This window comes from Agromyces salentinus (genome assembly GCF_009749395.1).
Classification (GTDB): domain Bacteria; phylum Actinomycetota; class Actinomycetes; order Actinomycetales; family Microbacteriaceae; genus Agromyces; species Agromyces salentinus.
Window position 1 is genome coordinate 37,525 of the sequence record NZ_WBIR01000015.1, and the last position, 19,758, is coordinate 57,282.

At 71.6% G+C, this 19,758-nt stretch carries 18 protein-coding genes; 4 read left to right on the plus strand and 14 right to left on the minus strand.

From position 1 onward, the window contains the following. Positions 1 to 2 precede the first annotated feature (2 nt). From GQQ95_RS13815 to GQQ95_RS13835, 5 genes are all read right to left on the minus strand, one after another. Positions 3 to 836 (minus strand): DUF1684 domain-containing protein, encoded by an 834-nt coding sequence (locus GQQ95_RS13815; RefSeq protein WP_157428250.1) that lies wholly within the window; start codon positions 834 to 836, stop codon positions 3 to 5. 177 nt (positions 837 to 1,013) lie between these two features. Then, a complete protein-coding gene (locus tag GQQ95_RS13820) occupies positions 1,014 to 2,438 on the minus strand; it encodes an NAD(P)/FAD-dependent oxidoreductase (RefSeq protein ID WP_157428251.1) in 1,425 nt (474 codons plus the stop codon). A gap of 34 nt (positions 2,439 to 2,472) precedes the next feature. Further along, a complete protein-coding gene (locus GQQ95_RS13825) occupies positions 2,473 to 3,738 on the minus strand; it encodes a S8 family serine peptidase (protein ID WP_170297070.1) in 1,266 nt (421 codons plus the stop codon). Then, positions 3,735 to 4,322, minus strand: a complete 588-nt coding sequence (locus GQQ95_RS13830) for a DUF501 domain-containing protein (protein ID WP_157428252.1) — start codon at positions 4,320 to 4,322, stop codon at positions 3,735 to 3,737. The genes GQQ95_RS13825 and GQQ95_RS13830 overlap by 4 nt, the downstream gene beginning before the upstream one ends. Next, positions 4,319 to 4,693 carry an FtsB family cell division protein gene (locus GQQ95_RS13835; RefSeq protein WP_157428253.1) on the minus strand — a complete coding sequence of 125 codons (375 nt, stop codon included), beginning with the start codon at positions 4,691 to 4,693 and terminating at the stop codon, positions 4,319 to 4,321. The genes GQQ95_RS13830 and GQQ95_RS13835 overlap by 4 nt, the downstream gene beginning before the upstream one ends. Here GQQ95_RS13835 and GQQ95_RS13840 point away from each other — a divergent pair. Then, on the plus strand, positions 4,692 to 5,300 hold the full coding sequence (locus GQQ95_RS13840) for a hypothetical protein (RefSeq protein ID WP_157428254.1): 609 nt from the start codon (positions 4,692 to 4,694) through the stop codon (positions 5,298 to 5,300). The two genes, GQQ95_RS13835 and GQQ95_RS13840, sit on opposite strands and share 2 nt — an antisense overlap. On the opposite strand, the gene eno is transcribed toward GQQ95_RS13840, so the two are convergent. The 4 genes from eno to GQQ95_RS13860 form a co-directional block, all read right to left on the minus strand. Continuing rightward, a complete protein-coding gene (gene eno / locus GQQ95_RS13845) occupies positions 5,219 to 6,499 on the minus strand; it encodes a phosphopyruvate hydratase (protein ID WP_157428255.1) in 1,281 nt (426 codons plus the stop codon). The two genes, GQQ95_RS13840 and eno, sit on opposite strands and share 82 nt — an antisense overlap. A gap of 305 nt (positions 6,500 to 6,804) precedes the next feature. Further along, positions 6,805 to 7,731 carry an endonuclease domain-containing protein gene (locus GQQ95_RS13850; protein ID WP_157428256.1) on the minus strand — a complete coding sequence of 309 codons (927 nt, stop codon included), beginning with the start codon at positions 7,729 to 7,731 and terminating at the stop codon, positions 6,805 to 6,807. 225 nt (positions 7,732 to 7,956) lie between these two features. Further along, a complete protein-coding gene (gene hisS, locus GQQ95_RS13855) occupies positions 7,957 to 9,225 on the minus strand; it encodes a histidine--tRNA ligase (protein WP_157428257.1) in 1,269 nt (422 codons plus the stop codon). Positions 9,226 to 9,294: 69 nt separating this feature from the next. After that, positions 9,295 to 10,020, minus strand: a complete 726-nt coding sequence (locus GQQ95_RS13860; RefSeq protein WP_157428258.1) for a nucleoside triphosphate pyrophosphohydrolase — start codon at positions 10,018 to 10,020, stop codon at positions 9,295 to 9,297. A 170-nt stretch (positions 10,021 to 10,190) separates the two neighbouring features. Here GQQ95_RS13860 and GQQ95_RS13865 point away from each other — a divergent pair, with 170 nt between their 5' ends. Together GQQ95_RS13865 and GQQ95_RS13870 are read left to right on the plus strand one after the other, a co-directional pair. Beyond that, on the plus strand, positions 10,191 to 11,390 hold the full coding sequence (locus tag GQQ95_RS13865; protein ID WP_157428259.1) for a Na+/H+ antiporter NhaA: 1,200 nt from the start codon (positions 10,191 to 10,193) through the stop codon (positions 11,388 to 11,390). Further along, complete coding sequence (locus GQQ95_RS13870; protein ID WP_157428260.1) at positions 11,387 to 11,722, plus strand: hypothetical protein; 336 nt, start codon at positions 11,387 to 11,389, stop codon at positions 11,720 to 11,722. The genes GQQ95_RS13865 and GQQ95_RS13870 overlap by 4 nt, the downstream gene beginning before the upstream one ends. A 145-nt stretch (positions 11,723 to 11,867) precedes the next feature. Here the strand turns inward: GQQ95_RS13870 and mfd are convergent, their stop codons facing one another. Then, positions 11,868 to 15,584, minus strand: a complete 3,717-nt coding sequence (gene mfd, locus GQQ95_RS13875; protein WP_157428261.1) for a transcription-repair coupling factor — start codon at positions 15,582 to 15,584, stop codon at positions 11,868 to 11,870. A 176-nt stretch (positions 15,585 to 15,760) separates the two neighbouring features. Between mfd and GQQ95_RS19795 the strand changes: the two genes are divergently transcribed. After that, the gene (locus tag GQQ95_RS19795; RefSeq protein WP_343032769.1) at positions 15,761 to 16,492 is read left to right on the plus strand and encodes an RNase H family protein; all 732 of its coding nucleotides are present in this window, start codon (positions 15,761 to 15,763) and stop codon (positions 16,490 to 16,492) included. 30 nt (positions 16,493 to 16,522) lie between these two features. Here the strand turns inward: GQQ95_RS19795 and pth are convergent, their stop codons facing one another. From pth to GQQ95_RS13900, 4 genes are all read right to left on the minus strand, one after another. Next, a complete protein-coding gene (pth, locus tag GQQ95_RS13885) occupies positions 16,523 to 17,107 on the minus strand; it encodes an aminoacyl-tRNA hydrolase (protein ID WP_157428263.1) in 585 nt (194 codons plus the stop codon). A 184-nt stretch (positions 17,108 to 17,291) separates the two neighbouring features. Next, positions 17,292 to 17,924, minus strand: coding sequence for a 50S ribosomal protein L25/general stress protein Ctc (locus GQQ95_RS13890; protein ID WP_157428264.1), 633 nt, complete (start codon positions 17,922 to 17,924; stop codon positions 17,292 to 17,294). 179 nt (positions 17,925 to 18,103) lie between these two features. Beyond that, positions 18,104 to 18,604, minus strand: coding sequence for a gluconokinase (locus GQQ95_RS13895; protein ID WP_157428265.1), 501 nt, complete (start codon positions 18,602 to 18,604; stop codon positions 18,104 to 18,106). A 62-nt stretch (positions 18,605 to 18,666) separates the two neighbouring features. After that, positions 18,667 to 19,722 (minus strand): zinc-binding dehydrogenase, encoded by a 1,056-nt coding sequence (locus GQQ95_RS13900; RefSeq protein ID WP_157428266.1) that lies wholly within the window; start codon positions 19,720 to 19,722, stop codon positions 18,667 to 18,669. Positions 19,723 to 19,758: the final 36 nt, after the last annotated feature.

Consider the following 19,758-nt stretch of genomic DNA (forward strand, 5'->3'; position numbering starts at 1 on the left):
GGCTACCCCAGCTCACGTTCGAGCGGCGCCTTCTCGCCGGCCTCGACCGCGATCGACAGCCGATTGCCCGCGGGCGGCAGCGGGCACGTCGCGTGGTCGGTGTACGCGCACGGGAGGTTGACCGCGCGCGTGAAGTCGAGCAGCACCGAGCCGTCGGCGGCGGGCGCGTCGATGTCGAGGCTGCGGTTCGCGGCATACGTCGTCACGCCGCTCGTCGCGTCGGTGAAGAGCACGTGCAACTGGCCGGGGCCTGCACCGTTGAAGGCGACGAGGCGATGCGTGGCGCCGTCGCGCTCGAACTCGACCTCGCCCGGGGACTCGTAGACGTGCTGCAGCCCCTCGGCCGCCGAGCCGACGGTGACCTCGCGCGGCACGTCGTAGGCGACGTACCGGCCGGGCACCACCCAGTCAGCGGTCGGCTCGTAGGCGGGCGTGCCGCTGAACCGCGCGAGGTACGGATGCCCCGGGTCTCGCGGTCGCACGAGGTCCTGGCCGCCGCGGCGCGCGACCTCGACGGCGATCCCGCCGGCGTGGACGACGACGCTCGAACGCTCGGCGATGGGACCGAACGCGTGCCGGCCGGTGAGGAGGTCGTCGCCATCGCGCAACTGCTCGCCCTCGGCGAGCTCCACGACCGGGCCGGCCTCGCTCGTCGACCAGGCGCCGGGCACCCCGTCGATGCGGGCGGGGATGGTCGTCAGCCACGTGATGCCCGTGACCGCGAGGAACCCGTGCGGGTCGGCGCGGCGGGTCTCGTGAGCCCGGTGCCACCGCTCCCACTCACGGGTGAACTCGGACTGCTCGCGCTCGGTCGCGCCTGCCTCGATGATCGTCATGCCTCTCACTCTGCGGGACGCCGGGGCCCTCGCGCGAACGCCGCGGTCACGCGTCGTTGCGAAGCGACACGGACGGTCATCGTCGGCCCGTTGCGGCGTCATACTGCGCAACGGAATCGGCGCGGCGCCGCCCGTGGGCGACGCCGCGCCGTCTCGGCGGTGCTGGCGGTGCGCGAACTACTTCGCGCCGGCCTCGGCCTTCGCCGGCTTGGACGCCTTCGACGCCTTGGGCGCTGCGGGCTCGGCCGCGGCGGGCGCCGGAGCCGGAGCGGCGACGGCCGGCGGCTTCGGCCGCGCGGCGAACGCCTCGAACGCGGCGCGGGGCTGCTGCACCGCGCTCAGCGAGACGATGTCGCGACCGAGGAAGAAGTTGTTGACCCAGCCCCAGAACACGCGGAACTTGCGCTCCCAGCTCGGCATCGCCAGGCCGTGGTAACCGCGGTGCGCGAACCAGGCGAAGAGGCCCTTGATCGCGATCTTGCCCGACTGGAACACGCCCGAACCGACACCGAGACCGGCGACCGCGCCGAGGTTCTTGTGCACGTACTGCTTGGGCTCCTCGCCACGGAGGACCGCCACGATGTTCTTCGCGAGCAGCTTGCCCTGGCGCACGGCGTGCTGGGCGTTCGGCACGCAGTACCCGCCGACACCGCCGCCGGTGAGGTCGGGCACGGCCGCGATGTCGCCGGCGGCCCAGGCGTCGGGCACGAAGTCGTCGTCGTCGCCCACGCGCAGGTCGGCGCGGGCCTTGATGCGGCCGCGCTCCTCGACGGGCAGGTCGCTCGTGCGCACGATGGCCGGGTTCGCCATGACGCCCGCGGTCCAGACGATGAGGTCGGACTCGAAGCCCTCGCCCGTCGACAGCTCGATGCGCCCATCGACCGCGCTCTGCAGCTGCGTGTCGAGGTGGATCTCGGCACCACGCTGGGCGAGGTGCTTGATGACCCAGTGGCTCGTTTCGAGCGAGACCTCGGGCATGATGCGGCCCATGGCCTCGATGAGGTGGAAGTGCGTCTCGTCGAACGTGAGCTGCGGGTAGTACTCGAGCAGCGCGCTCGCGAACGAGCGCAGCTCGGCGAACACCTCGATGCCCGCGAAGCCGCCGCCGACCACGACGAACGTGAGCAGGCGCTCGCGCTCGGGACCGGGGGGAAGGTTCGAGGCCTTGTCGAAGTTCGTGAGCACGCGGTCGCGGATCGCGACCGCCTCCTCGATGGTCTTCAGGCCGATGGCGTTGTCGGCGATGCCCGGGATCGGGAACGTGCGCGACACCGCACCGCCCGTGACGACGACGACGTCGTACTCGAACTGCCACGGCTCGCCCACCTCGGGCGTGATCGTCGCGGTCTTCGAGGCGTGGTCGATGCCGGTCACCTTGGCGGTGATCACGTTCGTCTTCTTGAGGTGACGGCGCTGGGCCACCACCGCGTGGCGGGGCTCGATGGATCCGGCCGCGACCTCGGGAAGGAACGGCTGGTACGTCATGTACGGCAGCGGGTCGACGATCGTGACCTCGGCCTCACCGGCACGCAGCCACTTCTCGAGCTTCCACGCCGTGTAGAACCCCGCATAGCCGCCACCGACGATGAGAATCTTGGGCACGGTGAATGGACTCCTCAGTTTTTGGTGATGGCGCTCACAGCTCGTGTTTTCGAGCCATCCGCCTGGTATGCCGAGCGGCACCGATGCCCAACAGCGCTGCTAGCGTACCAAATCCGGCGACCAGTGAGAGCGGCAGGGTGATGTAGGCCAGCGTCCACGGGGTCGGCAGCAGCGTCTGCGCGTCGACGTCCATCGGCGGGGGCGGGTCGGCGATCGGCACGATCTCCTGCTCCTCGGCCGGATCCGTGCTGACCGGGGCATCCGCTCGGCGGTGCAGCGTGATCCACTCGGCGAGGCTGCCGAGCGGGTTCTCGGTGACGGGCTCGACGGTGGCCGTCAGCGCCGGCACCGGGTCGATGATGCCCCACCCGTAGAGCGGGCTCGGCACCTCGTGCCCGTGCGGGTCGGCCGTCTCGATGAGTCGCTGGATGACGTTCGCGGCGTCGAGATCGGGGTATTCCGACCGGATGAGCGCCACGAGCCCGGAGACGAGCGGCGCCGCACCGCTCGTGCCGTCCCACACCGCGTAGGACCCGTCGGGCAGCACGCCGACGAGCTTCTCGCTCGGCGCGGCGACCGCGAGCGTGATGCCCTGCGAACTCGCGTCGAGGCTGGCGTTCTGCTCGCGATCGACGCCCGCGACCGCGAGCACCCCGGGGATCGTCGCCGGGGCGCCCACCTGGCTCGTGCCGCTGCCGCGATTGCCCGCGGCGGCCACGACGACGACATCGTTCTCGAACGCGTACATGAACGCGTCGTCCCAGCTCTCGGGCCAGTCGGGTGTGTTGCGCGTCAGCGACATGTTGATGATGTCGGCGCCGTTGTCGACGGCCCAGCGCACCGCCTCGGCGATCTGGTCGTCGTTCGACTTCGTCGCTCCCGTGTCGGTGCCGAACGCGACCGACACCGCGAGCAGGTCGGCTTCGGGGGCGACGCCGATGACGCCGTTGCCCGCACCCGTGCCGCGGCCGGCGAGCAGGGACGCGACCATGGTGCCGTGCGTGTCGTCGTCGCCCACGGGAGTCTGCCCGTCGGGCGTGCCGAGGCCCGAGACATCCGTGCCGCCCTTGACGACCCCGCGGAGTTCCGCGACGTTGCCGTTGACGCCGGTGTCGATGACCGCGACCGTCACGCCCTTGCCCTTCGACGTGTTCCACGCGGTCGTGAATCCGTAGTCGGTGAGCCAGTACTGGTAGTCGCGGACCGTGTCGGCGTGCGCCGCGCTCGCTCCGGCGAGCGCCACGACGACGCCGATCGCGACTGCCGCGACGGCCTTGCGGAGCGTGCGGCGCGCGCTCACGCCCCGCTCGATCCGCCCGGGTCGGCGCGGTCGGCCAGGTCGCCGAGGTCGATCGCGTCGTCGCGAGCCTCGTCGACGCGGTAGTCGGGGCACTGGCACACCGACGGCGACCACGTCGAGCGCTCGAGGGCGATGTCGCCCATCGGGTTGACGCCCGGCCCGGCCGAGAGCGAGTGCGCCACGACCGCGTGCAGGCACTTGACGCGGGTGGGCATGCCGCCTGCGGACGTGCCGGCGAGCTCGGGCACCACGCCGAAGGTCTCGCGATCGGCCAGGTAGTCCCGATGGGCGCTGGCGTACTGCGCCGCGACCTCGACGTCGGAGGCGAGGAGCTCGTTGCACTCCACCATCAGCTGCGCGGCCTCGAGGAAGCTCATCGCCGCCGTCGCCGCCGGGTGCGAGAGGTAGTAGAAGGTCGGGAACGGCGTGCCGTCGGCCAGGCGAGGCGCCGTCGCGACCACGGTCGGCGCACCGCAGACGCAGCGCGCCGGGATGCCGACGACGTCGCGCGCCTGACGGCCGAGCTGGGCGGACACGATGCGGATGTCGCGCTCGCTCACGGCGTCGAACGGCGGTCGGGTCATGGGGCGTCTCCAGCGGCGGGCGCGAGGCCAGCGGTCAGCACGGAGGACAGGATGGTGCTCATCCAGTCCCCCTTCGATTCGGTCACGTCTGCGGAGACCTCGGTCGAGGCATCCGCCTTGGCGGCTTCGGTGCGGTCGTCGATGACGAGGTAGCTCACCTCGCCGGGCATCACGTACGTCAGGCGCTCGCGCGCCTGCGTCATGATGAACGTCTCGTCGTTCCACCGCTCGCGCTCGTCGCGCAGGCGCTGCACCTCGGATTCCTGTGCCGAGACCTCCGCCCGCAGGGCCGAGATCTTCTGTCGCTGTTCGGCGAACGACGCGATCGTCGGTGCGAGCACCACGACCCCGAGCACGAGGACCCCCATCATGATGAGCGAGAAACCTGAGAATCGGATGCCGCCGAGCCAGCCGGACGAGGCCTGGGCGGGCTTGCGCGGCGGCCGCCCGCCTCCTCCCCCTCGCCCCGAGGGGGCGCGGGTACTCGCGGCGGTGACCGTGGATGCCTTGGATGCGGCCGTGGATGCCTTGGTTGCGGTCGAGGTCGACGAGGCCTTCGCCGTCGCGGACCCGGTCTTCGCGGAGGTCGCCTTCGTGGATGCTGCCTTCGAGGATGCGGTCTTCGCCGAGGTCGCCTTCGCCGAGGCGGCCTTCGCGGGGGTGCCCTTCGACGAGGTGCCCTTCGACGAGGTGCCTTTCGACGAAGTTGCCTTCGACGAGGTCGCCTTCGCCGCAGACGGCCGCCTGGCCGTGCTCGGGTCAGCGGGGCGGCGTGCGCGCGGTGCGTCCCTCGTCATCGCCCCTCCTCTGCTCTGCCTGGATCTGCTCGGCCCGGACGAGAACTGGCGGGGACGGCCTCTCGGCCACCCCCGCCAGTTGGAACCGGCTCAGGCCGATCAGGCCGTGAACCGCGGGAACGCCGAGCGACCCGCGTACACCGCAGCCTCGCCGAGTTCTTCTTCGATCCTCAGGAGCTGATTGTACTTCGCGACGCGCTCGCTGCGAGCGGGCGCGCCCGTCTTGATCTGACCCGCGTCGGTCGCGACCGCGAGGTCGGCGATCGTCGTGTCCTCGGTCTCGCCCGAACGGTGCGAGAGCACCGCGGTGTAGCCCGAGCGCTGCGCGAGCTTCACGGCGTCGAGCGTCTCGGTCAGCGTGCCGATCTGGTTGACCTTCACGAGGATCGAGTTGCCGGCGCCGCGCGCGATGCCGTCGGCGAGGCGCTTCGGGTTCGTGACGAACAGGTCGTCGCCGACGAGCTGCGTCTTCGTGCCGAGGCTCGCGGTGAGCTGGGCCCAGCCCTCCCAGTCGTCCTCGTCGAGCGGGTCCTCGATGGAGATGAGCGGGTATGCGTCGGCGAGCTCGGCGTAGTACGCGTTCATCTCGGCCGAGGTGCGGTCCTTGCCCTCGAAGCGGTAGACGCCGTTCTCGAAGAACTCGCTCGCCGCGACGTCGAGGCCGAGGGCGATGTCGGTGCCGAGCGTGAAGCCCGCCTTGCCGATCGCCTCGGAGATGAAGTCGAGCGCCGCACGGTTGTGCTCGAAGTCGGGGGCGAAGCCGCCCTCGTCGCCGAGACCCGTCGAGAGGCCCTTCGACTTCAGCAGGCTCTTCAGCGCGTGGTAGGTCTCGACGCCCCAGCGCAGGCCCTCGGAGTACGTCGGCGCGCCGATCGGCAGCACCATGAACTCCTGGATGTCGACGCCGGTGTCGGCGTGCGCACCGCCGTTGATGATGTTCATCATCGGCACGGGCAGCACGTGAGCGTTCGGGCCGCCGAGGTAGCGGAACAGCGGCAGGTCGGCCGAGTCGGCGGCGGCCTTGGCGACCGCGAGGCTCACGCCGAGGATGGCGTTGGCGCCGAGGCGGCTCTTGTTGTCGGTTCCGTCGGCCTCGATGAGGGCGGCGTCGACGAGGCGCTGGTCGGCGGCGTCGAGGTCCTCGATCGCGGGGCCGAGGTCGTCGAGCACGGCGTCGACGGCCTTCTGGACGCCCTTGCCGAGGTAGCGGTCGTTGTCGCCGTCGCGCAGCTCGTATGCCTCGAACGCGCCGGTGGAGGCGCCCGAGGGCACCGCGGCACGGGCGAGGGAGCCGTCGTCGAGGAGCACCTCGACCTCGACGGTCGGGTTGCCGCGAGAATCCAGGATCTCGCGTGCGCCTACAGCTTCGATGAATGCCACAGTGAACTCCTCTGTGATGGGTGGGTGCGTTGGACGACTCCGTCGTGATCCGCAGGCAAGTCTAGTGATGCTCATGACTGGCGTTCGGACCGCATGACGCCGCGGCCCCTCCTCGACCTCCCGCACGGCAGCGTGCGCGCGGCATCGCGCACTGCATCCCGTGCGGCGGTGCGCGCGTCCGCGGCATCCTCTCGGACGTCCGCCTCTCCGTCCGCCCTGCCTTCCTCGATCCGTCGATCCTCGTCCATCCGCTGCGCAGCAGGGGCCGAGATCGACGGATCAGGTGCCGTGCGGTGGAGACGCCGTCACCCCGACGCGGTCTGCAGTGCGATCACGCGCCGCACGCGCGCGACGAGCGCGGCCGGATCACCGAAGACGTCGTCCGAGGTGACCCTGATGACCCGCCATCCGGCTGCCTCGAACTTCTCGCGCCGCGTGATGTCCCGCTTCCAGCGAGCAGGATCGCGATGGTGATCACCCTCGTACTCGATCGCGATCCGCCAATCGAGGTAGGCGAGGTCGGGGTGCAGGATCTCGCGTCCCCCTTCGACGCAGACGTCGGGCGCGATCGTCGGCTCGGGAAGGCCGCCGCCCATCAGCGCGAGCCGGGTGCGCGTCTCGGGCCTGGACTCGGGTCCGACCCGAATGAGCGGAAGGGCCAGCTGGAGCCTCCGCGCCCCACGACGTGGGGGCCACGCCCGCACGGCCGCGTCGAGATCGTCGACGGATGCCGCCGCGGGGCGTCGACGACGTCCGTCGCGGCGTCCCGTGACGAGCGCATCGCCGACCGCGATGAGGTCCTCGACCGCCAGCACCGTCGACAGTTGGCACCACGCAGACACTGCGGTGACGACGGGCAGCCCGAAGAGGAACTCGATCCGCGGAGGCGCGGAGGCCTCATGCCCCGCCGAACCGGCAGTCCTGGCGCGGGCGATGCCGGGCGGCGCCAGCACGTGCAACGGCGCGAGCGCGATGCCCGGCGGGAGCGGGAGGCCGTACAGGCGTGCCGCGGTCGCGTGGCTGAAGGACTCGCCCGGACGCAGCAGCGGCTCGTACGCCCTGCACAGGTCCACGATCGACGTGGGATCCAGGCCGATCGATCGGACACCGGTGAACGGCCGATCGACGTCGGCAGCCCGCAACCGCTTCTGCCCGAGTCCGTGGAACTCAGCGTCGGCGGCCCGGAACGCCGCTCCTCGGAGGTGGGGCGGCACGGTGACACGTCGAGGCATCCCCGCATCGTGCACCGCACCGCACCGCGAGCGCCGGCTCTCTCCACAGGCGGCGCGGAGGGGATGGATCGATCCGTCGATCTTCGTCCCATCGAGGACACGTCAGGGCGAAGATCGACGGATCGAAACCTTTCGGGGGTCAATCAGGGCGCCGGCGGGCAGGCCCGCGCGGAGCGCGCCCGGGGGCGGGGGCGCGGGGCGCGGGGCGCGGAGGGCGCGCGGGGGTCAGGCGCCGAGGTCGCGGAAGCTCAGCGACGCGGCATCCGTCGTCTCGACCGTCACGTTCGCGACCGCGTCGAAGCCGTCCGCCGTGACGCGCTCGAAGAGGGCGCGCGCGTTCTTGACCCGCCGCTCGAAGCGCACGCGCGTGCCGGACGCCACGAGCTCGTGCTTGAGGTTCAGCAGCGTCGCCGGCTCCACGGCCGGGTCGTAGACGAGCACGACGGCACGGGGGCGACCCTCGTCGCGCACGGCGAGCAGGTCGACGATGCGCTCGAAGCCGATCGAGAACCCGCACGCGGGCACGTCCTGCCCGAGGAAGCGCCCGATCATGCCGTCGTAGCGGCCTCCGCCGCCCAGGGAGTAGCCGAAGTCGGGGTGCGCGATCTCGAAGATCGTGCCGGTGTAGTACCCCATGCCGCGCACGAGCGTCGGGTCGAACTCGATCGACGCGTGCGGCAGCACCTCGCGCAGCGCCACGAGGTCGGCGTAGGCGTCGAGGTCGAGCCACGAGGGCGGCGGGACGACGCCGTCCGCCAGGTGCCAGTCCGCCGTGGTCAGCGCCTCGAGCTCGGCCGCGACATCCGCGCCCTCGGAGACGATGCCGAGCTCGTGCAGCTCGGCCGCCACTCCCCCGGTGCCGATCTTGTCGAGCTTGTCGATCGTGATGAGGGCGCGCTCGCGCAGCTCGTCGGGCACGCCCCACGAGGCGAGGATGCCCGCGAGCACGCGCCGGTCGTTGAGGCGGATGGTGCAGCCGCCGAGGCCGAGCGCGTCGAGCGCCGCGACGGTCGCCGTGAGCAGCTCGAGTTCCGCGAGGGTCCCGGGCTCGCCGATGATGTCGATGTCGCACTGGACGAACTGGCGGTATCGGCCCTTCTGCGGGCGCTCGGCGCGCCACACGGGCGCGATCTGGATCGAGCGGAACACCGGCGGCAGCGCGGCCCGGTGCGTGGCGTAGAACCGCGCGAGCGGAACCGTCAGGTCGTAGCGCAGGCCGAGGTCGGCCAGCGAGAGCGCGTCGCCGGATGCCGCGGCGCCCGCCAGGTCCTCGGGCGTGATGCCGCGCTTCATGACCGCGAAGGCGAGCTTCTCGTTGTCGCCGCCGAGCCCGGCATGCAGGCGCGAGGCGTCCTCCATGACGGGCGTCTCGATCTCGTCGAAGCCGTGCGAGGAGTACACCTCGCGGATCACGCCGAGTGCGTGCTCGCGACGGGCCTTCTCGGCCGGGAGGAAGTCGCGCATGCCGCGCGGAGGGGTGACGGATGCAGCCATGCCGCCCATTCTTCCAGCATGCATCCGATCGGCCGCACGCCCACCCGGCCGTCTGCTCGGCGGTGCCGCTCAGTCGGGGGCTGTGACATCCGCTCGCTCGGCCTCGGCGGCGCGGACCTCGGCCTCGAACCCGCGCAGCGCGACCCGCAGCGCACGCTCGGCGTCGAGGCCCTGAGCGCGAGCGGATGCCGCGAGCTCGAACAGCACGCGACCGAGCTCCTCCTCGGTGGCGGGCGATACCGGGGCATCCGCCGCCGCACCCGGACCGGTGCCCGCGTCGGCCGAACCGAGCCCGACGCCGACCTTCTCGGCCTTGCCGAGCATCTTCTGCGCGAGCGCCAGCGCGGGCATGCCCCGCGGAACCCCGTCGAGCACGCTCGTGCGGTGCGGCTTCTCGTCGGCCTTGAGGTCCTCCCAGAAGGCGACGACGTCCTCGGCCGTCGAGGCCTCGCGATCGCCGAACACGTGCGGATGCCGCGACACCATCTTCGCCGTCATGTGGCGCGCGACGTCGTCGATGTCGAAGCGCTCGCCGTCGGTGTGCGCGGCGATGTCGGCGTGGAAGAGCACCTGGTAGAGCACGTCGCCGAGCTCCTCGAGCATCTCGGCGCGGTCACCCGACTCGATGGCGTCGATGAGCTCCCAGCTCTCCTCGACGAGGTACTGCACGAGGCTCTCGTGCGTCTGGTCGGCGTCCCACGGGCAGCCGCCGGGTGCCCGCAGCAGTGCGACGGTGGCGATGAGCTCGTCGAGTCCGGGATGCGGCGCCTCGCCGAGGCCTGCTGTGCTCGTCATCCGGCAAGCCTACGAGCCGACGCTCCCCGTCGCGAGGCGCGCTGCCGCTAGGATTCCGGGAGGGGTGCCGGGAAGTCTGGTCGGCCGGCGGGAGACCGCCGTCACCGCCCCTGTCGACGCCGGAAACCGTGGCCTGCCGCCCGTGGCGTCGCACTCACGAATGGAGTGCCATGAACTTCCTCAGGTCCGAACGCTGGTCTGCCGTGCTGCTGCTGATCGCAGCCGTCCTCGGCCTTTTGCTCGCCAACCTCTCGTTCGGCCCGGCGCTGGTGGAGATGAAGAACGCGCATCTCGACATCCCCTGGCTCGGCCTCGACCTCTCGACCGGGCACTGGATCAGCGACGGGCTCCTCGCGGTCTTCTTCTTCATCGTCGCGGTCGAGCTCAAGCGCGAACTCGTCATCGGCGAGCTCAACTCTCTCTCGAAGGCGTTGCTGCCCGCGATCGCGGCGGTCGGCGGGGTGATCGTGCCGGCGCTCATCTACGTCGCGTTCACGTTCGGCACCGACACGATCGACGGATGGCCAATCCCGACGGCCACCGACATCGCCTTCGCACTCGGCGTGCTCGCCGTCTTCGGCAAGTTCATCCCGACGCGCGTCCGGGTGTTCCTGCTCGCACTCGCCGTGCTCGACGACCTCATCGCGATCCTCATCATCGCGTTCTTCTTCACGACCGACGCGAATCTCGCCTTCATCGGCCTGGGCGCGATCACGATCACCCTCTTCGGCGCGGTCAGCCGCATGCTGAAGCCGCGCTCGGCCTGGGTCCTCGCCCGCAGGCCGCAGTGGCCGATCGCGCTCGTGCTGTGGGTGCTGGCGATCCTCACCTGGTACTTCATCTACCAGTCGGGCGTGCACGCGACCATCGCGGGCGTGGCGCTCGGCTTCGTGATGGCCCGGCGCCCCGGTGGCCGATCCGTGCATGCGCTCGAGCCGTACTCGAACGGCATCATCCTGCCGCTGTTCGCGCTGTCGGCGGCGATGGTGCCGGTCCCCCAGGTCAGTCCGAGCCAGCTCGACCCGGCGTTCTGGGGCATCCTCGTCGGCCTCCCGGTCGGCAAGATCATCGGCATCGTGCTGGCCGGCGGACTCGCCGCCATGTTCATGCGGCGTCGCAGCGGCGCGCCGATCACGATCGGCGACACCGTCATGGTCGGCGCGCTCGGCGGCATCGGGTTCACGGTCTCGCTCCTCATGAACGAACTCGCCTTCGCCGGGCTGCCGGAGGTCGCCGACGAGGGCACGCTCGCCGTGCTCCTCGGCTCGGGCATCGCGATCGTGGTCTCGGCGATCGCCGTCACCGTGCGTTCGCGGCAGTACCAGCGGAAGGGCGCGTTCGGCGGCCCGGGCGGACCCTTCTCGCGATGAGCCGCGACGATGGCGAACCGGATGTCGCGCCGACGCCGGAACCCGCGGAACCCGCCCGGCTGCACCTGCGGGCCGAGTTGCATGAGCGTCGGCTCACCGGCGTCCGCAAGCTCCTGCAGACGACCCTGCTCCTCGCGGGCGAGGCGAGCGGCATCGGCGGGCCGTCGATCGCGGATCTCGTCGTGCTGCGCCGTGCGACCGACACCGCTGTCCTGCGAACGAAGGCGGGGTCGCTCGACGAGGCCGACGCCCTCCTCCGCGCCATCAACGACGACCTCGATCGCCTGAGCGTCGAGGAGTTCCTCGACGAGTGGGGTCACCTGCGTCCCTGAGCGCGACTGCGAGCTCGTTCCGGGTTCGCCGACGCGAGACCGGATGCGAGGGACCCGGTCGGGCGCGAGCCGCCGACCGGGCGAGCCGGCGGTCGGGCGCGAGCCGGCGGTCGGGCGCGAGACGCCGGCCCGGCGCCAGCCGGGCTCAGCCCGCCTCGGACGCGGAGGGCTGGGCGCCGGCCGCCGCCGCGGCCGGCTCGGGCTCGGGCAGCGGGAAGATGTTCGCGACGAGTCGCGACACCCACTCGATGAGGTCGGCATCGCCCGGAGCCTCGCCGCCGGGCGTGGGGAACGGGACCAGGATCACGTCGTTCTGCGCGAAGTGCTTCGCCCCCGGGTACATGCGCTCGAGCCGCACGCGACGCGAGTCGGGGATGTTCGCGGGCGCGATGCGGAGCTTCGAGCCCGTGGCGATGACGTCGGAGAGCCCCGCACGCTGGGCCTGGCGACGCAGCCTCGACACGGCGACGAGGTTCTCGACCGCGTCGGGCGGCGTGCCGTAGCGGTCGCTCAGCTCCTCGACCACGAGGTCGATCTGCCCGTCCTTCGCCGCCGGGCCGCTCGCGGCCGAGAGCTTCTGGTACGCCTCGAGGCGCAGCCGTTCGGAGTCGACGTAGTCCTCGGGGATGTGCGCGTCGATGGGCAGCTCGAGCCGGAGCTCGGTCTGCCCCTCGGCGACATCGCCGCGGAACGCCGAGACGGCCTCGCCGATCATCCGCAGGTAGAGGTCGAAGCCGACGCCGGCGATATGACCGGCCTGCTCGGCGCCCAGCAGGTTGCCGGCGCCGCGGATCTCGAGGTCCTTCAACGCGACCTGCATGCCCGAACCGAGGTCGTTGTTGGCCGCGATCGTCGAGAGACGGTCGTGCGCGGTCTCGCTGAGCGGCTTGGCCGGATCCCAGAGGAAGTACGCGTAGGCGCGCTCGCGACCGCGACCGACGCGGCCGCGCAGCTGGTGGAGCTGCGAGAGTCCGTACTTGTCAGCCCGGTCGATGATGATCGTGTTCGCGTTGGAGATGTCGAGGCCGGTCTCGATGATCGTCGTCGAGACGAGCACGTCGAACTTGCGCTCCCAGAAGTCGTTGACGATCTGCTCGAGCACGTGCTCGTTGAGCTGGCCGTGGGCGACGGCGATGCGCGCCTCGGGCACGAGCTCGGCGAGTTGCGCGGCGACGCGGTTGATCGAGGAGACCCGGTTGTGCACGAAGAACACCTGGCCCTCGCGCAGCATCTCGCGTCGGATCGCGGCTCCGACCTGCTGCTCGGAGTAGGGACCGACGTACGTGAGGATCGGATGCCGGTCCTCGGGCGGCGTCGCGAGCGTCGACATCTCGCGGATGCCGGTGACGGCCATCTCGAGCGACCGCGGGATCGGGGTGGCGCTCATGGCGAGGATGTCGACGTTGGTCTTGAGCTTCTTCAGGGCGTCCTTGTGCTCGACGCCGAAGCGCTGCTCCTCGTCGATGATGACGAGCCCGACATCCTTGAAGGTGACCTTCTCGGTGAGGATGCGGTGCGTGCCGATGACCATGTCGACGGTGCCGTCGGCGAGGCCGGCGATCGTCTCGCGCGCCTCCTTGTCGGTCTGGAACCGGCTGAGCGCCCGCACGTGCACGGGAAAGCCCGCGAACCGGTCGGTGAAGGTCTCGAGGTGCTGCTTGACGAGCAGCGTGGTCGGCACGAGCATCGCGACCTGCTTGCCGTCCTGGATCGCCTTGAACGCGGCACGCACGGCGACCTCGGTCTTGCCGAAGCCGACGTCGCCCGCGAGCAGGCGATCCATCGGGATCGCCCGCTCCATGTCGGCCTTGATCTCGTCGATGGTCTGGACCTGGTCGGGCGTCTCGACGAACGGGAAGGCCTCTTCGAGCTCGTGCTGCCAGGGCGTGTCCGGCCCGAACGCGTGCCCCTTGGCGGCCATGCGCGCCGAGTAGAGCTTCACGAGCTCGACGGCGATGTCGCGGACCGCCTTGCGCGCCCGGCCCTTGGCCTGGGCCCAGTCGCTGCCGCCCATCTTCGACAGGGACGGCGCCTCGCCGCCGACGTAGCGGCTGAGGAGGTCGAGCTGATCGGTGGGCACGAACAGGCGATCGCCGGGCTGTCCGCGCTTCGAGGGCGCGTACTCGATGACGAGGTACTCGCGCACGGCCTTGGGCTGCTGGGCGATGCCGGCCGTGCGGCTCGGGCCCGTGGGACGCGCGCCGGTGGCGACCTCGCGCTGGACCATCTCGACGAAGCGGCCGATGCCGTGGGTCTGGTGCACGACGAAGTCGCCGGCCTTGAGTTGCAGCGGGTCGACGACGTTGCGGCGACGAGACGCCAGCTTGGTGCTGCGCCGGGTGTCGTAGCCCGCGCCGCGCCCGTAGAACTCGGACTCGGAGACGAGCCCGATCTTGACCTCGGGCACCTCGAAGCCCCTCGCGGCGCCCGCCTGGACGAGGTACGCGACACCCGGCTCGAGATCGGCCGGCACCGCGTCGACGATGCGGGCGGCGAGACCGGCCTCGGAGAGCACGTCGCGCGCGCGCTCGACGAGCCCGTGACCGGCGGATGCCACGACGAGGCTCCAGCCGTCGCGCAGGCGCTCGCCGGCGTGGACGACCGCGCCCTCGACGTTGCCGGCGAAGGTCGGCATGGCGGTCGCGTCGACGCGCACGTAGTCGGATGCGACGCTCGCGGCGAGGTCGGCGCCCGCTCCTGCGCCGGCCGCCGCCACGATCGCGGCGGCGTCGCCGATGTCGAAGTTCGAGAAGGTCCACCACACCCGCCGCGGATCGGGCTCGCCGGGCGCGCTGAAGATCGTCGCGTCGCGGAACTCGCGGAGGGTGAGGAAGTCGCCGGCGGCAAGATCGATGGGGGCATCGGCGCCGACCGTGGCGGCGCTCCATGCGGCGCCGAGGAACTCGCGATTGGTCTCGGCGAGGCTCGCCGCCCGCCCGGTGACGCGCTCGGGCTGCAGCACCGCCACGGCGGCGCCGAGCGGCAGGTAGTGCGCGAACGGCACGAGGCGCTCGAGCAGCGCGGGCGCGAGCGACTCCATGCCCTCGACCGGGATGCCCTCGGCGACCTTCTCGAGCATGCCCGAGAGGCTCGGGAACTCGTGCACCATCTCGCGGGCCCGCTGGCGCACCGCCGGCGTGAGCAGGAGTTCACGGCTCGGCTCGAGCACGACGCGGTCGACGACCTCGGGCAGCGAGCGCTGATCGGCGACCGAGAACGCCCGGAGCTCCTCGACCTCGTCGCCGAAGAACTCCACGCGCACGGCGTGGTCGGCCGTGGGCGGGAACACGTCGAGGATGCCGCCGCGAAGGGCGAACTCCCCTCGACGCGAGACCATGTCGACCCTGGCGTACGCGAGGTCGACGAGGGTTCGCGAGATGGCGGGCAGGTCGTGGCCGCGCCCGCCCGCGACCAGCTCGATCGGCGGCAGGTCGGTCAGGTTGTCGGCGAGCGGCTGCAGCGCGGCGCGCACGGAGGCGACGACCACGAGCGGATGCCGCGCGCCCTCCTGCTGCCAGTCGTGCATGCGCCGCAGCGCGTGGAGGCGTCGCCCGACGGTCTCGGTCGACGGGCTCAGGCGCTCGTGCGGCAAGGTCTCCCATGCGGGGAACTCGAGCACCTCGACCTGGTCGAGGTAGGGCTCGATGGACGCGCGCACCTGCTCGCCCTCGCGACTCGTCGCGGTGATGACGAGCAGCGCCGGAGCGAGCCCGGCCTCGGCGCGCCGGGTCAGCAACCCGGCGAGCAACGGTGCGTCGACGCCCTCGGGCGCGGAGAAGTCGGCGTTCCGCAGGGCCTCGGCCAGCGCGCCGTCGATCGTCGAGGCGCGCGAAAGCGCCGTGTTCAAGCCCTGCAGGATCACCGTGCAAGTCTACGCGCGGACGCGGACAGGCCCCCCGCCGGCGGCGAAGTCGCCCGCGCCGGCCGACCCGCGGACGGCGTGAGCGGTCACGCCGGACGCGCGCGAGGCGCCGGCCGACGCCCCCGTCGGCGGCGCCCGATACGATGGGCGCCGCACCACGCAACTGGAGGAGACCCGTGATCACAGCCGCCGCCGACGGATCCGCGCTCGGAAACCCCGGACCCGCCGGATGGGCCTGGTACGTCGACGACGACCACTGGGCGGCCGGCGGCTGGAAGCACGCGACGAACAACCAGGGCGAGCTGCGTGCGGTGCTCGAGCTCTTCCGCGCCACCGCGCACCTCGACGACGACCTGCTCGTGCTCTGCGACAGCCAGTACGTCATCAACTGCATCACGAAGTGGATGCAGGGCTGGAAGCGCAAGGGCTGGCGCAAGGCCGACGGCAAGCCGGTGCTGAACGTCGAACTCCTGAAGGAGCTCGACGAGGAGCTCGCGGGTCGCCGCTACCGATTCGAATGGGTCAAGGGGCATGTCGGCCACGTGATGAACGAGGCCGCCGACATCCGGGCACGCGCGGTCGCCGAGGCCTACCGCAGCGGCGGGCCCGTACCCACGGGTCCTGGTTGGGGCGATGCCGACGCGCCGCGGGCATCGGCGGAAGCCGCCCCGGCGGCCGCGGCATCCGACGTCGTCGAACTGGCGGCCGAGCTCGAGGCGGCATCCGTCATCGATGCGTCGGTGCCGCCCGACGCGACCGACGACGATGCGCTCTTCTCGTTCGAGGATGCGCCCGACGCCTGGCACCAGCTCACGGTCGAGCTCTCGACCGAGGAGCACGACCGGCTGCTCCAGCTCGCGCGGGCCGCGGGCGTCGCACCCGAGGAGTACCTGCGCAGCCTGATCTGACGCCCGCAGCCCTGCGAGGGCCGAAGGTCATCAGGCGGGCGAGTGGAACCGCTGCTGCGCCGCGACCAGGCCGTCCTCGGCGATGGCCTCGACCGCGTCCGCGGCATCCGACACCAGGTTCGGCAGCGTCGCCCGCTCGGTGCCCGAGAAGTCCTTCAGCACGAAGTCCGCGGCGTCCTGGCGGCCGGGGGGACGCCCGACGCCGACCCGCACGCGCGTGAAGTCGGCATTGTCGGTGGCCTTGAGGATGTCGCGGAGGCCGTTGTGGCCGCCGTGGCCGCCGCCCGCCTTCAGCCGGACGGTGTCGAACGGGATGTCGAGCTCGTCGTGCACGACGATGAGACGGTCCGGCCCGAGGCCGTAGAACTTCAGCAGCGCCGAGACCGGTCCGCCCGAGGTGTTCATGTAGCTGTTCGACTTCGCGATCACGAGCTTCGGCCCGCCGGGGCGGAGGAAGCCCTCGGCGACGCGCGAGGGCGTCTTGTGGCTCTTGAACGCCGCACCGATGCGCGAGGCCAGCTCATCGGCGACCATCTGGCCGACGTTGTGCCGGTTCGCGGCGTACTGCGCCCCGGGATTGCCGAGGCCCACGACGAGCCAGGTGTTCGCGGCCACGGTGGGTTCGCCTTTCGAACGGGAGCGGAGGAGGTCGAAGAAGCCCACGTGAGCCGGTCCTCTCGAGGCTGGGTGCGGATGCTGGGACGGAGGTGGGGCACGGAGACGGGAACGGGCCCGCGGCCCGCATCCGAGCGTACCCGGATGCGATGCCGCAGGCCCGATCGGCGTGCGTGCGCTGCGACTACTCCGCGGCGGCCTCGTCGGCGGGAGCCTCGGCGGCGTCCTCGGCCGTCTCGCCCTCGGCTGCCTCGGCGGCCTCTTCGCCCAGGTCCACCTTCTGCGGGGTGTGCACGTTGACGACGAGCGAGTCGCCGTCGGTGATGAGCGAGGCGCCCTTGGGCAGCTCGACGTCCTTGGCGTGGATCTGCGCGCCCTCTTCGAGACCCTCGACCGAGACGACGACGCTCTCGGGGATGTGGGTCGCCTCGACCTCGAGGAGCAGCGTGTGCGAGTCGAGGTCGGCGATGGTGCCGGCGGCGGTCTCACCCTCGACGTGCACGGGGATCTCGACCTGAACCTTCTCGCCCTTCTTGATGACGATGAGGTCGAGGTGCTCGATGATCTGGTGCACGGGGTCCTTCTGGACGTCCTTGACGAGCGCGAGCTGGCTCTTGCCCTCGATCTGGAGGTCGAGCACGGCGTTCGCCTTGCGGATGAGCAGCTGGACCTGGTGGCCGGGCAGCGTCACGTGCTGCGGCTCGGTGCCGTGGCCGTAGATGACCGCGGGGATCTTGCCGACGGCGCGGATCTTACGGGCCGCACCCTTGCCGAACGATTCGCGGACCTCGGTGATGACCTTGTTGTCGTCGTCCATGATGTCTCCTTTAGCGGGCTCACTCGGCCCAGATCGTGTGTCTGATGTCTTCAACTCGAACGCGCGGCATGCAAGATGCGCGGATGCGTGAGGAATAGCCGTTGGAGCCAGCTCCCACCGCGTCGATCACGGATGCCCCGTGCGCGATCTCTCGCGCTGCGGGCCTCCCTCGCCGAAGTTCAATCGCCCAGTCTAGCAGCCAACTGCTCGACGATCGTCGCCGTCTGGCCGGCGACGTCGACCACCACGCCCGGTTCGTCGGGCCCGAGCGGTTCGAGCACGGCGAGCTGGGATTCGAGGAGGCTCGCCGGCATGAAGTGCCCGGTCCGCGCCCCGGTCCGCTCGGTCAGGAGTTCGACGGTGCCGTGGAGGTGCACGAAATGCGCGGCCGGCGCCTGCGCGAGGATCGCCTCGCGATACGAGCGCTTGAGCGCCGAGCAGGCGATCACGAGGCCCGCGCCGGTGCGCTGGCCCTCGGCGAGCGCCGCTCCGACGGTCGCCAGCCACGGGCGACGGTCCTCGTCGTCGAGCGGGATGCCCGCGGCCATCTTCTCGATGTTCGCGAGCGGATGCAGGTCGTCGGCGTCGGCGAACGGGACGCCGAGCTCATGCGCGAGGAGGGCACCGATGGTCGACTTGCCGGATCCTGAGACCCCCATGACGACGATGACGGGGTGCATCAGGTACTCCTGGGTTCCGGGGGCGTGGGTCGAGCGTACTGCAGCATACCGGTGGGCATCGCTCACGGGTCGCGGCCGTCCGACCCGGCACCCGTGAAGTCGAGCAGCACCTTGGAGGAGACGGATGCGTCGGCGGCGATGCCGAACGCCTCGAGCGCCCGGCCGGCGGGCAGCACATGCGTGACGATGCCCGACACGTCGAGGCTGCCGTCGGCGAGCGCCGCGATGACGTCGTCGAACTCGTCGGCGAACCGGAACGAACCGACGATCGTGAGCTCCCGCGTGATCGCGGTCGCCACGGCGGCCGGCACGTCCCCGGCGCGCTGGAGCCCGAGCAGCACGACGGTGCCGCCCCGCCGGGCGGCCTCGATCGCGCTCGCGAGGCCGGGCACGGTGCCGCTGGACTCGACGACGACGTCGGCGTGCAGCGCGGCGATCGCCGCGGCATCCGTCGCCGGCAGCGTGATCGCCCCGTGCTGCTCGGCGATGCGCCGAGGCAGCTCGTGCAGGTCGGTGGCGATGACCTCTGCCGCGCCGTGGTGACGCGCGACGGCCACGACGAGCTGGCCGATGGGCCCGGCGCCGATGACGAGCACGCGCTTGCCGCGCACGTCGCCCGCCCGTTCGAGGCCGTGCCAGGCGACGGCGGCGGGCTCGGCGAGCGCCGCGACCTCGAGGGGCAGCCCGTCGGGCACGGCGTGCAGGAGGCGGGTCGGCAGTGCGACGCGCGTGGCGAAGCCGCCCTGGGTGTGCGGGAGGTGCAGGGCGGAGCCGAGGTAGCTCGACGCCGGTGCGAGGTTCGGGCGGCCGGCCGGCCACGGCGTGCTGCCGTCGCCGAGCGGCGTGAGCGGGTGCACCGCGACCCGGGCGCCGACCGTCGGCCCGCTCCCGTCGGCGGCCGCACGCACGACGGTGCCCGCGATCTCGTGCCCGAGCACCATGGGCTCGCGCAGCACCGAGGCGCCCGCTGCGCCGTGCCTCCAGTAGTGCAGGTCGGAGCCGCACACGCCGCCGAACGCGATCTCGAGCACGGCTTCGTCGGGTCGGGGTGCTGGTTCGGGCAGCGCTTCGACGCGCAGGTCGTCGGCCGCATGGGCGACGACGCCGAGGTTCGGCATGGGTCCTCCGGAGAACTCGATGGAGCTGAAGTGCGG

What these genes read in the sequence shown, in the direction of transcription:
- GQQ95_RS13900 (WP_157428266.1), bottom strand. Translation starts at nt 19,722, where the DNA reads ATGCCGAACCTCGGCGTCGTCGCCCATGCGGCCGACGACCTGCGCGTC.
- GQQ95_RS13850 (WP_157428256.1), bottom strand. Translation starts at nt 7,731, where the DNA reads ATGCCTCGACGTGTCACCGTGCCGCCCCACCTCCGAGGAGCGGCGTTC.
- GQQ95_RS13895 (WP_157428265.1), bottom strand. Translation starts at nt 18,604, where the DNA reads ATGCACCCCGTCATCGTCGTCATGGGGGTCTCAGGATCCGGCAAGTCG.
- GQQ95_RS13830 (WP_157428252.1), bottom strand. Translation starts at nt 4,322, where the DNA reads ATGACCCGACCGCCGTTCGACGCCGTGAGCGAGCGCGACATCCGCATC.
- GQQ95_RS13870 (WP_157428260.1), top strand. Translation starts at nt 11,387, where the DNA reads ATGAGCCGCGACGATGGCGAACCGGATGTCGCGCCGACGCCGGAACCC.
- GQQ95_RS13860 (WP_157428258.1), bottom strand. Translation starts at nt 10,020, where the DNA reads ATGACGAGCACAGCAGGCCTCGGCGAGGCGCCGCATCCCGGACTCGAC.
- GQQ95_RS13890 (WP_157428264.1), bottom strand. Translation starts at nt 17,924, where the DNA reads ATGGACGACGACAACAAGGTCATCACCGAGGTCCGCGAATCGTTCGGC.
- GQQ95_RS13865 (WP_157428259.1), top strand. Translation starts at nt 10,191, where the DNA reads ATGAACTTCCTCAGGTCCGAACGCTGGTCTGCCGTGCTGCTGCTGATC.
- GQQ95_RS13835 (WP_157428253.1), bottom strand. Translation starts at nt 4,693, where the DNA reads ATGATGGGGGTCCTCGTGCTCGGGGTCGTGGTGCTCGCACCGACGATC.
- GQQ95_RS13840 (WP_157428254.1), top strand. Translation starts at nt 4,692, where the DNA reads ATGATGAGCGAGAAACCTGAGAATCGGATGCCGCCGAGCCAGCCGGAC.
- hisS (WP_157428257.1), bottom strand. Translation starts at nt 9,225, where the DNA reads ATGGCTGCATCCGTCACCCCTCCGCGCGGCATGCGCGACTTCCTCCCG.
- GQQ95_RS13815 (WP_157428250.1), bottom strand. Translation starts at nt 836, where the DNA reads ATGACGATCATCGAGGCAGGCGCGACCGAGCGCGAGCAGTCCGAGTTC.